Annotated in this window: 13 protein-coding genes; 5 read left to right on the top strand and 8 right to left on the bottom strand. The window is 35.3% G+C overall.

The window, feature by feature from the left end; all coding sequences use genetic code 11:
• Positions 1-95: 95 nt before the first annotated feature.
• The 5 genes from ispF to folB all read right to left on the bottom strand — a co-directional run bounded on the left by ispF (position 96) and on the right by folB (position 3,067).
• Positions 96-599, bottom strand: coding sequence for a 2-C-methyl-D-erythritol 2,4-cyclodiphosphate synthase (ispF, locus tag CF67_RS03435; protein WP_034414462.1), 504 nt, complete (start codon positions 597-599; stop codon positions 96-98).
• Positions 578-1,273, bottom strand: coding sequence for a 2-C-methyl-D-erythritol 4-phosphate cytidylyltransferase (ispD, locus tag CF67_RS03430; RefSeq protein WP_034414461.1), 696 nt, complete (start codon positions 1,271-1,273; stop codon positions 578-580). Before ispD ends, ispF begins: the two co-directional genes overlap by 22 nt.
• Positions 1,270-1,557, bottom strand: coding sequence for a cell division protein FtsB (gene ftsB / locus CF67_RS03425; protein WP_034414459.1), 288 nt, complete (start codon positions 1,555-1,557; stop codon positions 1,270-1,272). The genes ispD and ftsB overlap by 4 nt, the downstream gene beginning before the upstream one ends.
• 71 nt (positions 1,558-1,628) lie before the next feature.
• Positions 1,629-2,432, bottom strand: coding sequence for an undecaprenyl-diphosphate phosphatase (locus tag CF67_RS03420; RefSeq protein WP_034414456.1), 804 nt, complete (start codon positions 2,430-2,432; stop codon positions 1,629-1,631).
• Positions 2,433-2,707: 275 nt separating this feature from the next.
• On the bottom strand, positions 2,708-3,067 hold the full coding sequence (folB, locus tag CF67_RS03415) for a dihydroneopterin aldolase (RefSeq protein ID WP_034414453.1): 360 nt from the start codon (positions 3,065-3,067) through the stop codon (positions 2,708-2,710).
• Between the two features lie 320 nt (positions 3,068-3,387).
• Between folB and tsaB the strand changes: the two genes are divergently transcribed.
• Positions 3,388-4,071, top strand: coding sequence for a tRNA (adenosine(37)-N6)-threonylcarbamoyltransferase complex dimerization subunit type 1 TsaB (gene tsaB, locus CF67_RS03410; protein WP_034414451.1), 684 nt, complete (start codon positions 3,388-3,390; stop codon positions 4,069-4,071).
• 20 nt (positions 4,072-4,091) lie between these two features.
• The gene (locus CF67_RS03405) at positions 4,092-4,400 is read left to right on the top strand and encodes a hypothetical protein (protein ID WP_034414449.1); all 309 of its coding nucleotides are present in this window, start codon (positions 4,092-4,094) and stop codon (positions 4,398-4,400) included.
• 86 nt (positions 4,401-4,486) lie between these two features.
• Here the strand turns inward: CF67_RS03405 and nrdB are convergent, their stop codons facing one another.
• A complete protein-coding gene (nrdB, locus tag CF67_RS03400; RefSeq protein WP_034414447.1) occupies positions 4,487-5,620 on the bottom strand; it encodes a class Ia ribonucleoside-diphosphate reductase subunit beta in 1,134 nt (377 codons plus the stop codon).
• Positions 5,621-5,689: 69 nt separating this feature from the next.
• On the bottom strand, positions 5,690-7,972 hold the full coding sequence (gene nrdA / locus CF67_RS03395) for a class 1a ribonucleoside-diphosphate reductase subunit alpha (RefSeq protein WP_034414446.1): 2,283 nt from the start codon (positions 7,970-7,972) through the stop codon (positions 5,690-5,692).
• Positions 7,973-8,836: 864 nt separating this feature from the next.
• Here nrdA and sppA point away from each other — a divergent pair.
• Together sppA and CF67_RS03385 are read left to right on the top strand one after the other, a co-directional pair.
• Positions 8,837-10,705 carry a signal peptide peptidase SppA gene (sppA, locus tag CF67_RS03390; RefSeq protein WP_034414443.1) on the top strand — a complete coding sequence of 623 codons (1,869 nt, stop codon included), beginning with the start codon at positions 8,837-8,839 and terminating at the stop codon, positions 10,703-10,705.
• Between the two features lie 205 nt (positions 10,706-10,910).
• Positions 10,911-12,287 (top strand): MATE family efflux transporter, encoded by a 1,377-nt coding sequence (locus CF67_RS03385; protein ID WP_034414441.1) that lies wholly within the window; start codon positions 10,911-10,913, stop codon positions 12,285-12,287.
• Between the two features lie 79 nt (positions 12,288-12,366).
• Here the strand turns inward: CF67_RS03385 and ubiG are convergent, their stop codons facing one another.
• On the bottom strand, positions 12,367-13,089 hold the full coding sequence (gene ubiG / locus CF67_RS03380; protein ID WP_034414439.1) for a bifunctional 2-polyprenyl-6-hydroxyphenol methylase/3-demethylubiquinol 3-O-methyltransferase UbiG: 723 nt from the start codon (positions 13,087-13,089) through the stop codon (positions 12,367-12,369).
• A 201-nt stretch (positions 13,090-13,290) separates the two neighbouring features.
• Between ubiG and gyrA the strand changes: the two genes are divergently transcribed.
• On the top strand, positions 13,291-15,867 hold the full coding sequence (gene gyrA, locus CF67_RS03375; protein ID WP_052538089.1) for a DNA topoisomerase (ATP-hydrolyzing) subunit A: 2,577 nt from the start codon (positions 13,291-13,293) through the stop codon (positions 15,865-15,867).
• Positions 15,868-15,952 lie beyond the last annotated feature (85 nt).

Here is a 15,952-nt window from a genome sequence, read left to right as displayed (position 1 = left end):
TTCCAATAGTGCCTAGAAAAACATTGGATAATGCATTCTATTTCTACAATATCTCGCAACAAAAAAGGATACAGGCAATTTATATTACAAGAAAACTATTTACGAACAAGCAAAACCACCGTCTCAGACGCGATACCTTCTTTACGTCCAATAAAACCTAAAGCCTCAGTTGTTGTTGCCTTCACATTAATATCTTTGACATGTACTTTAAGATTCTTTGCTATAACTTCACGCATCGACCTAATATAAGATATTATCCTCGGATATTGAGCAATAACAGTAATATCTGCGTTACCTAGTACATAGCCTTGATTACGAACCTTATGATATACATCTTTGAGCAATTCACAACTATCAGCGTTTTTCCACTTGTCATCTTTGTTAGAAAAAAAATGACCAATATCACCTGCAGCAATTGCACCTAACAATGCATCACATAAAGAGTGTAAGACTACATCACCATCTGAATGAGCAATTAAACCACATTCATAAGGAATTGAGACTCCACCAAGGGTAATTGGACCTTTACCACCGAATTTATGAATATCAAAACCATGACCAATTCTCATTACAACCTTTATGTTTGAAATAAATAACATTTAGCTAAATTAAGATCTTCTACGTAAGTAATTTTTATATTGTCTGTCCGACCTAAAACCAACGCAGGTTGCTTCCCTAACAATTCTAATGCTGACGATTCATCAGTGACAACAGCTCCAGAATCTAAAGCATTATTTAATGCATGAAGTAAGATCTCGACTTTGAACATTTGTGGAGTTAAAGCATGCCATAACTTTTCCCTATTCACAGTATAGCGAATATTTTGTTCTTTGTTTGCCCGCTTGATTGTATCTCGAACAGGCAAAGCCAAAACAGCACCAACATCATGCTTTAGCGCACTTGCAATGACTTTATCTATGTCCGACAATTGGATACAAGGACGAACTGCATCATGAACGATAACCCACTCAGACAGCTGATATTCTTGTACATGTTTAATCCCTAAAAGTACTGAATTAACCCGTTTTTTACCACCTGCAACACGAATAATATTAGGATTTGTTACCATAAACAGACTTGAATAGTAAGGGTCAAAATCAGCAATCGCAACAACTACTTTGTTTATACATTGGTGACTTAACAATTTTTCTACTGTATGCTCAAGGATAGTCTTTCTATAAAGTGTTAAATACTGTTTAGGCTTGTCAATCTTCATACGACTTCCAACACCTGCAGCAGGCACAACAGCTACAATAGAATCCAATAACTTCATCCTATTTCTACTTCCTTTATGACTAGGCGATAGAAAGTTTCCCCCTCTTTTACCATACCGAGCTGATACCTTGCACGTTCTTCAATCGCGTTAAACCCTCGACGTAAGTCATCTATTTCAGCAAACATCTCAGCATTACGCATCTGAAGACTAATATTTATCTGATTTTGAGCTTGAATCTCATTACTCACAGTTTGAAAATCAATCATCCCGTTTTTATCAAACCAAAATGCATATTGCAACCAACAAAACAAAAACACTAGGATAAAAGTAAAAATTCGCATTGAGTTATCGTATAATATTGTGGAGAAGTCACGCGATGAGGAACACTAGGCAATACCTATAATATTTCGGATCAATTCAAAAATAGAAATGCAAATAAAAAAAATCCGAGAATCAAACGATAAATTACAAAAGGTGTAATACCAATGGAATTAACAAGTTTTAAAAAAAAATGAATACAAATATAAGCGCTAGTAAATGATGTTAAAACACCAATTAATAAAAGGTCTTTACGAACAAACTCTTCACTTGTAACAAATTCTAAACCTAAATAGGCACTGGCTAACATGATAACTGGGATAGACATAAGGAAAGAGAAACGAATAGAAGCTTTATATGTAAAACCTAGATATAATGCAGCAGTAATAGTTATACCAGAACGAGAGACACCAGGAATTACTGCTAATGCTTGTGAGATACCAATAAACAGTGATTTTTTCCAATCTATTTCATATTCATGATAAATACAACTAACATTATTAGCTACATACCAAAGCAGCAAACCAAAAAATACAGTGTTAATCGCAACTACCTGTACGTTACGCAAGTACAGCTCAATGATATCTTCAATAAACAATCCAAAAATACAGGCTGGAACACTTGATAATATAACCATCAAAAATAATTTGGATTCTTTATTTGAGTCACCTAATAGGATAGAAGTTAAAAAGGATTCAAACAACAGGACAATTTCTTGTCGAAAATAAATTATTACTGCTGCTAACGTTCCCATGTGCATTGCTACATCAAACAACAAACCTTGATCCTGCCAATTAAAAACAATCGAAGGTAAAATCAAGTGAGCAGAACTAGAAATAGGCAAGAACTCAGTAAAACCCTGAATCAAAGCTAGTAAAAAAACTTCAAAGTAATTCATTTGACTGTGTTCCAGACTTAAAGGGATAATGCACATTGAAACTAATTTCAAGAAAATTTGCATAAATTTTTACATAGCAAATTGTACTGTTACTAACAGACTCCCAACGTAAGAAATTTACAAGATCTACCAATATTAAAACAGTGAATTTAATAATACGTATAAGCAACAAGATTTTTGATATATAAATGCTTTTATCAAATATAGCGTTGAGTTTAGCTAACAATCTACAATTTCCTTCTTAACACTGATATAGCAGAAATCGTAGCACGCTTCTACATCCTACGCTTACTACGTTCGATCACCACACCTGCTCCTTTTCCTTTCGGAATTACTCCAAGTTTAAGCAGACGAATTCTGATCCAAGATACGGAAAAATAGGCCATAACTAACTCTGCAACCTCTTCTGCTACTCGTTCAATTAAAAAAAAGCGGCCACTTTCAATATGAGTTGAAATTAACTCATTGACTTTAGAATAGTCCAATGCGTCAACAATGTTATCACTTCTGCCTGCAAGCCGATTGTCGTATGCCATTTCAATGTCTAAAACAAGCTTTTGTTTAATTTTTTGTTCCCAGTCATATACACCAATACTAGTACTTACCTCTAATTGTTCGATGAATACTTTGTCCATATCAAACATTGCTCCTTATTTAAAACTTTTTTGTCAAAAGGCACCTAGAAGCAAACAGTTTGAAGCTCTAAGTTAAAGATTGATTAAAATACTGAGATCCAAATTAACATATTTTTGCTGATGCATTTCTCTAGGACTAAATAAAGCATTTTTAGAAACCCTGATAGCAAACTGCAATAACAGCGTTTAGTTTTGCTAAAAAGTTTGACTAAATCATTAACTTAAAGGCAAAATACAAGAAAACCGACTCGTAATTTTAACCGATTTCAGTCCTGAAAAACACCATTTATAAAAAAATTTAAATTTAGCTATATAATCAAATGAATACAAAAATTCTTGCTTTAAGTACGGCGACCGAAGAGTGCTCTGTTGCTCTTTCGATAAATAATAAACTTTATACTCGTAGTGAAATTTCCCCACAACAGCATGCTAAGAAAATCCTACCTATGGTTGACGAAGTACTAAAGGAAGCCAATGTCAATTTATCCGAAATCGATGCGATTGCGTATAATCGTGGACCAGGTAGTTTTACTGGTATACGAATTGGAGTTAGTATCGCTAAAGGACTGGGATTTGCTGAAAATCTACCAATGGTTGGCATTTCGAACTTGAAGGCGATAGCTCAGAGTGCATATCGCCAACTTGGTCTAACTCGGGTAGCTTGTGCAATAGACGCACGTATGAACGAAGTGTACTGGGGATGCTTTACTCATCAAGAAGACGGTAATTGGAAAGAAGTTGATACTGAATGCGTAATCTCGCTTGGCGATTTAACAAAACACTTGTTTAATGACAAGCTAATTTGGGGAACAGCAGGCACAGGTTGGAGTACATACCCTAAAAAACTAGGCAAGTTTATAAAAAATTATCAAAATAGTCAGATACTTTACTCACAGGCCCAAGATATTGCCTATTTAGCTAAATTTGAATTGTTGAAAGGCAACGCAACAGATGCCGAACAAGCAAATCCCGTGTATTTACGTGACATAATTTTAAAAAAATGATTTTATTTTAAAGGGGTATCATGCATTCAATCAATAAGTTACCTGCTTTAGTAGGGGTATTAGATGTAAATAAAAACAACAAAGTAACAAAAACTGCTAAAAAAAACAAAGCTAGTAAAAAGCAAGATAGCACACTTGTTGATCAGCCAATGAATATCACTTCAGGCTCAATCAGCAGTATTGAGAAACTAAAAACTTGGAAAAACCAAGTCCAATATGACTCACCTAAAGAAAATATATACAAAGCAATACAAGTATATCTTGGAATTGTCAATCAAGCTCACAAAGAAGAATTAGCCCAGCTATTTGGTGTCGATCTATATATCTAACAAAGTAACTGTTGTGATACTAGGAAACCTATAACAGGAAGAACGACAATGTACCTAAATCTCCATAAACTGAATTAAACTCAACGTTATAACTCAAATCCTTTCAAATCATCGGCATGAACTTCGTTGTCAATTTGACCAACGAGATATGAACTAATTTCTGCCTCTTGTGGAGCAACCTGAACATTATCTGAAGAAAGCCAGGCATTAATCCAGGGAATAGGATTGGATTTCGCTGCTGGATAAGCGGAATCCAGACCAACAGCTTTCATGCGAAGATTTGTAATATACTCAATATATTGACAAAGTATATCATTGTTCAAACCTATCATTGAACCACCCTGGAATAAGTATTCAGACCATTCCTTCTCTTGCTCTGCAACTTTTTTAAATAAGCTAAAACATTCCTTTTGGCATTCTTTAGCAATTTTAATAAAGGAGACATCATCTTGACCATGACGAAGAAGATTCAGCATATATTGCGTACCAACTAAATGTAAAGCTTCATCACGTGCGATTAATTTAATTATCTTTGCATTACCTTCCATCAGTTCACGTTCTGCAAAAGCGAAAGAACAAGCGAAACTTACATAAAAACGTATTGATTCAAGTGCGTTTATCGACATCAAACATAAATAGAGCTTTCGCTTTAAATCATTTAAACTAACTACAATACTTCTTGTGTTGACTTTATGGATGCCCTCACCATAACGATGATAATCATTTGTCGCTTGAATCAAGCTATCATAATAATATGCAATGTCTTTCGCACGTTTTAAAATATGCTCGTTTTGAATGATATCATCAAATATAACACTAGGATCATTCACAATATTACGAATAATGTGTGTATATGAACGAGAATGGATTGTTTCAGAAAACGACCATGTTTCAATCCATGTTTCTACTTCAGGTAATGATACTAACGGAAGTAGTGCGACGTTTGGACTGCGACCTTGAATTGAATCGAGTAATGTTTGATACTTAAGGTTTGAAATAAAAATATGTTTTTCATGCTCTGGCAACCCATTATAATCAATACGATCATTAGAGACATCTACTTCCTCTGGACGCCAAAAAAAACTTAACTGCTTTTCAATAAGTTGTTCAAAAATCTCAAACTTTTGTTGATCATAACGAACCACGTTTACAGATTGACCAAGAAACATTGGTTCTTTTAATTGATCATTATGCTTTTGAGAAAAAGTGCTATAAACCATAGTGTATCACTCTCTTTTGTAAATAAAATGGAAGCTGGAGTAGAATTATTCCCCTTTGTTTATGGCTCATCAAATTTTACAACTACCATCTTGACAATCATTCCCCTGCACCACTACTGGACTTGGTTGCTCATCATTAGCTCCATCACGTGTATTATGATAATAAAGCGTTTTTACACCAAATTTGTATGCAGTGAGTAAATCTTGAAGTAGCTTTTTCATTGGCACTTTACCATTAGGAAAAATATTTGGATCATAATTTGTATTAGCAGAAATGGCTTGATCCACGAATTTTTGCATAATCCCAACTAAGTGCAAATAATTGTCATTAGAGCCAATATTCCATAATAACTCGTATTCCTCTTTTAAGTTGAAGAAATCGGGAACCACTTGTTTTAAGATGCCATCTTTTGATGCTTTAATGGATACATATCCGCGTGGGGGTTCAATACCATTTGTTGCATTAGAAATTTGAGACGATGTCTCAGATGGCATTAATGCAGTCAAAGCAGAATTACGTAGACCATACTTTGTAATATCTTTTCGTAAACCACTCCAGTCGTAATATAATGGTTCCCTACAAACTAAATCAACGTCTTTTTTATAGGTATCGATAGGCAACAAGCCTTTTGAATAATTTGTCTCATTAAATAACGGACATTTACCTTGTTCTTTAGCCAGCGCAACCGATGCCTTCAGTAAGTAATACTGGATAGCTTCAAAGGTACGGTGAGTTAAATCATTTGCGCTTCCATCAGAGTATTTAACGCCGTTCTTAGCTAGATAATAGGCAAAATTAATGACGCCAATTCCCAGTGAGCGACGGTTCATTGTTGATTTATATGCTGCTGGTAAGGGATAATCTTGATAATCAAGTAACGCGTCTAAAGCACGAACCACCAAATCAGAAAGCTCTTCTAAATCGTCCAGTGATTCCAAAACACCTAAATTAAAGGCAGAAAGTGTGCATAGCGCAATTTCACCCTGACTATCCTGAACATTTAGTAATGCATTTGTTGGCAGAGTGATTTCAAGACATAAATTAGATTGACGAATAGGAGCGACCTCTGAATTAAATGGACTATGCGTGTTACAATGATCGACGTGCTGAATGTAAATACGACCAGTTGATGCGCGTTCTTGCATAAGCAAAGAAAACAATTCGATAGCACGAACGCTTTCCTTTTTAATTGAAACAAGACCTTCATACTTAATATAAAGACTTTCAAATTTATCTTGATTTTCAAAAAAAGCCTCGTACAAATCAGGAACATCTGAAGGAGAAAACAGAGTAATATTTCCTCCTTGAAGTAAACGAGAGTACATCAATTTACTTAGTTGGACACCGTAGTCCACATGACGAACACGGTTTTCTTCAACACCGCGATTATTCTTTAATACTAACAAAGATTGAACTTCACTATGCCATAACGGGTAAAATAGAGTCGCAGCACCACCACGCACCCCCCCTTGAGAACAACACTTCACAGCTGCTTGGAAATATTTATAAAATGGGATACAACCAGTATGAAATGCCTCACCCCCACGAATCTCAGAACCAAGAGCACGAATACGCCCAACGTTGATGCCGATTCCCGCTCGTTGTGACACATAGCGTACAACCGAGCTTGCCGTCGCATTAATAGAATTCAAACTATCACCGCATTCAATCAGAACACACGAGCTAAATTGACGTGTGGGAGTACGTACACCAGACATGATGGGAGTAGGCAAAGAAATCTTAAATAATGAAACCGCGTCGTAAAAACGCTTGACATAACTCAAGCGTATTTTCTTTGGGTAATTAGCAAACAGGCAAGCTGATACCAAAATATACAAAAATTGTGCACTTTCATAAATTTCACCTGAAACACGATTTTGTACAAAATATTTACCTTCTAGCTGTTTTACAGCAGCATACGAAAAATTTAAATCACGTTTATGATCAATGCAACTGTTCAGTTCATCAAACTCTGCTTTTGAATAATCTTCTAATAAGTGTTTGTCATACTTCCTTATACCTACTAATTCTACAACATGATCATAGAGTTTTGGTGGATCATATTTTCCATAAGCTTTTTTTCGTAAATGAAAAATAGCCAAACGTGCTGCTAGATATTGGTAATCAGGTGTTTCTTCTGAAATTAAATCGGCTGCAGATTTAATAATAGTTTCATGAATATCTGAAGTGGTAATACCATCATAAAATTGAATATGAGCTCTTAGTTCTACTTGCGATACAGAAACATTTTGCAGTCCTTCCGCAGCCCATGTAATGACGCGGTGCAGCTTGTCAAGATCTATGATTTCTTTACAACCATTACGTTTAGTAACAGTAAGTTGTTCGTTCATTCTATTTTATTTTCCTGAAAAAATTTATCAAAGTCATATTTTTTACCTTTCTTATAACTCAATCCTAGATTAGCTTTGAAATGAGAAAACATTATATTATCAAATATAAATTCCTTAAATTACAACAAAGACTCGATCGAAATAAAAATTTGAAAAATATAAACTGTTTCAGCATTTAAGGAGAAGTTGATGGGGGCATTCCCCTAACAACTAAACCAAACTTGGATATAAATGTAGAAAAAGCATGAAACCAAGACATCCATCTAGCTATAACAACACCTGTTATTAATTTGTTTTTTTAAAAAAACGTCTCAAATTTCAACTGTGTAGTCATAATATCATTAGGAACACAAATTTAGTACAGAAACAACCAGCAAAAATAATGAATTTCAACTAAATCCGAACTTATCTATTAAAAATTAGAAAAAACCATACTTAAAACCTATAATTGCGGTTACAATTTTTCGATGCAACTAGGAATGCGAACGAATATATGCTTGAAAAGATTTGTTCATTCTGACATAAGGAAGTACTACACCTAATATTCGTTTTAAACTACTTCAAAATCGGACGTCCTATATAGCTATTAGCGTCGTGGTGTAAGTTTCTCAATTCTAATCGATATTTAAGTGCATTTTTCGCTAAGAAAAATTTTCAATGATTCGTATTGATAGGATTTGATGTATGAACTATTGCAATTCCAAAGTATGGTGTTTTCAAGTACACCAGATGGAAAATAAAAAATTTTAAACCGTTAAATTTCGTGAGTGTTTAAGTGTATAAAAGCATATTAGAGTTCTTGCTTAACTGTAACTATAACAGTAAGCATGTTAAATCTGATGAATAAATAATGATGGAGATAGGATGAAGAATGTTTGTAGAATTGCCAGTTCAGTCGCAAAAGGAACTTGGAAAACCATAACTTTAATTCGTCTTACCCTTGCTAATTTGTTTTTTTTAGCCTTACTCTCGAGTTTGATATACTTCGCCTACATGAGTTTGAATCCTTCGCTTCCCAAAATTCAAGAGAAATCAGCCTTAGTACTTAATCTATCTGGACCTATTGTTGAGCGCAGTAGTTATGCAAAAGCAATGGATTCTTTAGCAGGATCACTCTTTAGTAACGATTTCCCTAAAGAAAACGTACTATTTGACTTAGTCAATACTATTCGCTACGCAAAAGAAGATAACCAAATCTCCGGGATTGTGCTGGCATTGCGTGATATGCAGGAAACTAACATAACTAAATTACGTTATATTGCTTCAGCGCTAAACGAATTCAAATCATCAGGAAAACCCATTTATGCCGTAGGCGATTTTTATACCCAAAGTCAATACTATTTAGCAAGCTATGCAAACAAAGTATATTTAGCTCCAGAAGGTGGCGTCTCAATTAAAGGTTATAGATCTTACTCTATGTACTACAAAACATTCTTAAAAGAGCTAAACATCAATGCCCATGTATTTCGTGTTGGTGCTTACAAATCAGCCGTTGAACCGTTCATCCGTGATGACATGTCAGATACAGTAAAAAAATCGACATCTCATTGGCTAAATCAGTTATGGGATAAGTATGTAGACGATGTTTCCAAAAATCGTAAGATCAAAAGCGAAATATTAAAGCCAACTACAGAGAATTTTTTAGCTGAACTAAAAAGCGTTGATGGAAATATGGCAGCTTTATCACTTAAATTTGGTTTGGTTGACGAACTTGCAACCCGTCAACAAATCTGTTCCGAACTAACTAAAATATTTGGTGAAAATGATAAAAATAGCTATAATGCGATAGATTACTATGATTACATTACAACAATTCCAATTAAGATAGATACCAAAACTGATGGTGTAGCTGTGATCGTTGCAAGCGGAACTATTGTGAATGGTTCTCAAATACGAGGTACAATCGCTGGTGATACAATAGCTATTTTACTCCAACAAGCAAAAAACAATCGCAATATCAAAGCAGTTGTGCTGCGTGTAGATAGTCCAGGTGGCAGTGCGTTTGCTTCTGAGGTTATTCGCAACGAAATCCAAGCACTAAAACATGCAGGCAAACCGGTAGTAGTTTCGATGTCTAGCATTGCTGCTTCCGGTGGCTATTGGATCTCTATGAGTGCTAATAAGATCATTGCTCAAGCAACTACATTGACAGGTTCGATCGGTATCTTTGGTATAATTACTACCTTTGAAAAAATCCTCAAAAAAATGGGAATTCATACTGATGGTGTTGGCACCTATCCATTCTCAGACGTTGGGGTAACAACTGGACTTTCTCAACCAGCCTCTGATGTCTTTCAAATGGAAATTGAGCATGGGTACCAACGTTTTGTTACTCTAGTTAGCAAAAATCGTAATATTACGCTCAAAAAAATGGGTAATCTCGCTCAAGGCAAAATTTGGACCGGGGAAGATGCTATGGAACTTGGTTTAATTGATCAGATTGGTAATTTTGACGATGCAATTATTGAGGCTGCAAAACTTGCTGAACTTGAAACTTACAGAGTGTACCGAATTGAAGAAGCATTTTTATCCCCAACTAAGCAATTTTTTCAGGATATTATGAGGCAGATAAAAATAAGTCTAGAATTTAATAACTTAGACATATTATCAAGCCCGATAAAACCACTCACAGATCAAATGACTAGATATGCAAATCTTCTACAAAACTTTAATGATCCTAAAGGGCATTATGCTTTTTGTTTAAACTGCCAAATCGAACAGTACTATACTTAGTGATTTTATTCGCTTATATGATAAATTTTTTTATTCTTCTGCAAAAATTATTTCAATAAAACTTCAACCAATTCAGAAAATAACTAAAATGTTGGTTAACCTGACATTATAATACTTTCGAATTTGTAGATACTACAATATCAATCGTATGATTATAAATAAAAGCTAAACCGTTTGTCTTTATCTAATCTCTTGGAGTTATAGCTTGTCTTTATTTTCCAAAATACTATTTCATACTAAAGGTAATTTTCTGCGTAGTGTTATTACAATAGCAATACCCATTACACTTCAAAGCATCATGTTTTCAAGCCGAGGATTAGTTGATCTACTAATGATAGGAAAATTGGGAGAAGTAGAAATTGCAACTATTGGAGTAGCGGCAAGAGCAACGTTTATTACTACAGTCGTATTAATTGGCGTGACAACAGGCGGATCGCTTTTAACTGCCCAATATTGGGGAGCTGGTGATGAAAACGGAGTCCGTGAGAGCACAGCATTAACTTGGTTAGTTTCAATGTTGTTTGCAGCATTAATTGCTACTTTTTTCATTCTATTCCCTAACCAAGTTATGTTATTAACAACAAGCTCTGAAAAAGTAAAAGCTTTGGGTAGTCAATATCTCTCCGTTACAGCTGTAAACATGTTCGCGATTGCTTGTATTGCAAGTATGTCTGTTGGATTACGTACAATACATCAACCCAGCATCAGTACGTTCTTTAGCGGAATTGGTATTTTGTCTAATATTTTTTTAAACTGGATATTTATTCTAGGAAATTTTGGCGTCCAACCTATGGGTGTTGAAGGAGCAGCAATTGCAACAGTGTTCAGTGGCATAATTGAAGTACTAACACTATACGGTTATTTATATGCGAAAAAACACCTTTTAGCTTTTAGGGTTTATGACATCACTCAAGCCATAGAATGGAAGAAGATAATCAGATTTCTCAAACTATCTTTACCTACAACATTTAATTTTTTCGTGTGGGCAGCAGGTCTATTTGCCTACCATGCAATTATGGGTCGATCGAGTATTCAAGGTTTAATCGCACTTTCAGTTATGATACCGATAGAATCCATTTCGCTAACATTACTAATTGGCATGTCAAACGCTGCCGCAGTACTAGTAGGCAACCAACTAGGAGCTAAAAATTATGACGTAATCTACTACCAAGCTCTAGGATTAACCGCTCTTAATTTGATGCTTGGTATCATAGTCTCAATTACGCTGTATTTACTTCACATCCCAATCCTTAATTTATTCAGTGCGTTAACCACAGAAACAAGAGCATTAGCCGAAAAATTTATCATCATATTAAGTCTTGGTATTGTTCTTCGTTCCATTCCTATGATTGTTATCATTGGCATACTCCGTGCGGGCGGCGACGTCAAGTTTTGTTTATACCAAGACTTGATCGTACAATGGCTGGTTAGCATTCCATTATCTGCCTTTTCTGCTACTGTTCTAAACTTACCACCTGAATGGATCTACCTGCTTTTTTTAACAGAAGAAATAATCAAGTGGACTGGTTCATTACATCGGATGAAAAGTAAAAGATGGATGCAAAACTTAATTGAGAATTAAACAATCAACATAAAATAACGAAGGAGTATAATATACCTCAGCAATGTACTCTAGACGACCGCTTGTAATCTTATCAAAATTAAAACTTTTGACAATGAACGATATAATTTATATCAACACTGCTACTAAACCTACAATTATCGGTAACTGGATTGTAATGCAACCCAGCGATCCCTGATACCTGGAGATCCGTTCTGTCAATCATTCGCATAAGTTCAGACGGACGAATAAATTTTCTATGACTATGGGTTCCTTCTGGAATAATTTTAAATAGTTTTTCAGCAAAAATAACAGCGAACAAGTAAGATTTTAAATTTCGGTTGAGAGTCGAAAAAAATACGTGACCGTCAGATTTGACTAACTTCGAACATGCAAACACCACTGAAAACGGATCTGGAACATGTTCTAACATTTCCATACATGTCACAATATCGTAGATGCCCGTGTGCTTACAAGCGTGGGCTTCTACTGTGCTGTGAATATAATTCACACTGACTCCCGTCTCTAAGGCATGCAAACGAGCGATCTTCAACAATTTCTTTCCCATATCAAGCCCAGTAACTTCAGCACTCTCTTTTGCCATACTTTCAGAAAAAATCCCACCACCACAACCAACATCGAGTACTTTTTTACTAAATAATCCATTTGTTTTTTCTAACACATAATCGAGTCTTAAAGGATTAATTCGATGAAGCGGCTTGAATTTTCCTTCGACATTCCACCAATGAGGGGATATTTCCTCAAATTTTTTCACTTCGCGGAAATTAATATTTCCTTTTTTTATTACAGCTTTTTTATTCATATACCTAAGGTATCATTCCGCAACTAATTTTTTTTGAGATTCTAGCAACGTTCCAAGATATTTTTTTAAAAAAAGTGGAATTTATAATCAATCTCACAACCTTGCTACAAGATATAAAAAAAATAATGCTAGACTTGATCTATTATACTAGAATTTTTCGTTTAACTATCGATTTTTATCCAATAAGGAAACAACGGCTCTATGAGCGAACCAAGCAAAGAAATTACGCCTGTAAACATCGAAGATGAGCTTAAGGGATCATATCTAGATTATGCAATGTCAGTTATTGTAGGACGCGCTCTACCAGATGTACGTGATGGATTAAAACCAGTGCATCGACGCGTTTTATTTGCGATGAATATACTAGGTAATGATTGGAACAAAGCATATAAGAAATCTGCCCGCGTGGTGGGAGATGTGATCGGTAAATATCACCCACATAGCGATAGTGCAGTGTATGATACGATTGTCCGCATGGCTCAGCCGTTTTCATTACGTTATATGCTGATAGATGGTCAAGGTAATTTTGGATCCATAGATGGCGATTCAGCAGCAGCAATGCGTTATACTGAAGTTCGTATGGCAAGAATTGCCCATACATTATTGGAAGATCTAGATAAAGAAACCGTAGATTATATACCTAACTATGACGGTGTAGAGGAACTTCCCTCAGTCCTTCCCACAAAAATTCCTAATTTATTAGTAAATGGAACTTCTGGTATTGCAGTAGGAATGGCAACCAATATTCCTCCACATAATTTAATGGAAGTAGTTAACGGTTGTTTAGCTTACATCGAGAATGATGAAATCACTGTTGACGGACTTATGAACTATATTCCAGGTCCAGATTTTCCGACTGCCGCGACAATAAGTGGTGATCAAGGCATTATAGATGCTTATACAACTGGTCGTGGTAAAATTTATATACGCTCAAAAGCAAAAATAGAAATTGAAAAAAACGGCAAAGAAACCATTGTTGTTACAGAAATTCCATATCAAGTAAACAAAGCTCGCTTAATTGAAAAGATTGCAGAGTTGGTTAAAGATAAAAAAGTAGAGGGCATCACCGCATTGCGCGATGAATCTGATAAAGACGGCATGCGCATTGTCATTGAATGTAAACGCGATGCATTAGGAGAAATAGTCTTAAATAATCTCTATGCTCATACGCAACTCCAAACAACCTTCGGAATCAACATGGTTGCACTAAATGGTAATGGTCAACCACAGCTATTTAATCTGAAGGATATGTTGAAACATTTTATTGATCACCGTTGCGAAGTTGTAACCCGTCGCACTATGTTTGAACTAAAAAAAACACGCGAACGTACTCATATCTTAGAGGCATTAGCCTTAGCCCTAGCAAATATTGACGAAATAATTAAACTAATTCGTCATACAGAAGTACCAGCAGAAGCAAAAACTAGATTGGTTGCTCGTGGTTGGCATCTCGGTAACGTTGCAACAATGCTTGCAAACACTGATATTCATGAGGCTCGACCAGATTGGTTACAAAAACAGTACGGCATTCATAATCAGCAATATTTTCTGACGAAAATACAGGCGCAAGCAATTCTAGATCTACGTTTACATAAGCTAACCGCTCTGGAACATGAAAAGATTCTAAAAGAATATAAAACACTTTTGTGTGAAATAAAAGAGTTAAAACATATTCTTACAAGTACTAAGCGTTTAATGGAGATCATTTCTGAAGAATTAAAGCTGGTTCGTAAAATTTTTGGTGATGACCGTCGTACAGAAATTACAACTGCTATTCATGATATCGATATGGAAAAATTAATTGCCTGCGAAGATATTATTGCAACACTATCTCATGCAGGTTATGTTAAGTATCAATTATTAAGCGATTACGAGTCACAACGCCGAGGTGGCAAAGGCAAAAGTGCAACAAAAATGAAAGAAGAAGATTATATTGAGCGTCTTCTTATAGCAAATACTCATGACAGCATTCTGTGCTTTTCCACTCGTGGAAAAGCATACCGACTGAAAGTTTATCAATTACCATTAGCTAGCCGTATAGCACGCGGCAAACCAATTGTTAATATCCTTCCTTTAGAGAAAAACGAACGCATTACTGCAATTTTACCAGTGTCCAAATTTAATTCTGAGAAATTTATTTTCATGTCAACAAACGATGGTATAGTGAAGAAGACTCCGTTGGATCAATTCGCTAATGTACGTTCTAATGGCCTCATTGCGATTAATTTACACGATGGCGATTTACTCATTAATGTGGATATCACAAATGGGGAAAGTGATGTCATGCTATTTTCAAAAATGGGGAAAGTGGTTCGCTTTAACGAAAAAAAAGTTCGCGCAATGGGACGTACTGCAGCAGGTATTCGTGGTATAAAATTAGCTGATAATGATCAAGTCGTCTCATTGATCGTTCCTTCAAATGAAGGTAACATCTTGACCGTAACACAAAATGGCTATGGAAAACGTACTGAGTTATCTGAATACCCTACAAAAAGTCGAGCGACTCAAGGTGTTGTATCTATTAAAATTTCTGAACGCAATGGCTCTGTAGTAGGTGCTGTTCAAGTTGGAGAAAATGATGAAATAATGATGATCACTGATGCTGGTACTTTGGTTCGCACTCGTGTATCTGAAATTAGCCAGATTGCTCGTAATACCCAAGGCGTTACATTAATTCGTACTAATGAAGATGAAAAAGTAGTTGCCTTACAGCGCATTATTGACGAAGTTGAAGAAATAAAATTATCCAAGAAACGAAATCTTTTGTTATCTGACTAGAATTTACTACTTAATTTTTCTCCAACAAGCAAATGAAAATTTACATCAAAGCACGGAACACTGCTTGGTAATTTGTGAAATAGGA

Origin of the sequence: Candidatus Photodesmus blepharonis (genome assembly GCF_000731795.2) — a bacterium.
Lineage (GTDB): Bacteria > Pseudomonadota > Gammaproteobacteria > Enterobacterales > Vibrionaceae > Vibrio > Vibrio blepharonis.
The sequence above is the reverse complement of the archived record's forward strand: the minus strand, read 5'-3'. Positions and strand labels throughout refer to the sequence as shown.

Coding starts and splice junctions, on each gene's coding strand:
- ispF (WP_034414462.1), bottom strand. CDS start 599: ATGTTATTTATTTCAAACATAAAGGTTGTAATGAGAATTGGTCATGGT.
- ispD (WP_034414461.1), bottom strand. CDS start 1,273: ATGAAGTTATTGGATTCTATTGTAGCTGTTGTGCCTGCTGCAGGTGTT.
- ftsB (WP_034414459.1), bottom strand. CDS start 1,557: ATGCGAATTTTTACTTTTATCCTAGTGTTTTTGTTTTGTTGGTTGCAA.
- CF67_RS03420 (WP_034414456.1), bottom strand. CDS start 2,432: ATGAATTACTTTGAAGTTTTTTTACTAGCTTTGATTCAGGGTTTTACT.
- folB (WP_034414453.1), bottom strand. CDS start 3,067: ATGGACAAAGTATTCATCGAACAATTAGAGGTAAGTACTAGTATTGGT.
- tsaB (WP_034414451.1), top strand. CDS start 3,388: ATGAATACAAAAATTCTTGCTTTAAGTACGGCGACCGAAGAGTGCTCT.
- CF67_RS03405 (WP_034414449.1), top strand. CDS start 4,092: ATGCATTCAATCAATAAGTTACCTGCTTTAGTAGGGGTATTAGATGTA.
- nrdB (WP_034414447.1), bottom strand. CDS start 5,620: ATGGTTTATAGCACTTTTTCTCAAAAGCATAATGATCAATTAAAAGAA.
- nrdA (WP_034414446.1), bottom strand. CDS start 7,972: ATGAACGAACAACTTACTGTTACTAAACGTAATGGTTGTAAAGAAATC.
- sppA (WP_034414443.1), top strand. CDS start 8,837: ATGAAGAATGTTTGTAGAATTGCCAGTTCAGTCGCAAAAGGAACTTGG.
- ubiG (WP_034414439.1), bottom strand. CDS start 13,089: ATGAATAAAAAAGCTGTAATAAAAAAAGGAAATATTAATTTCCGCGAA.
- gyrA (WP_052538089.1), top strand. CDS start 13,291: ATGAGCGAACCAAGCAAAGAAATTACGCCTGTAAACATCGAAGATGAG.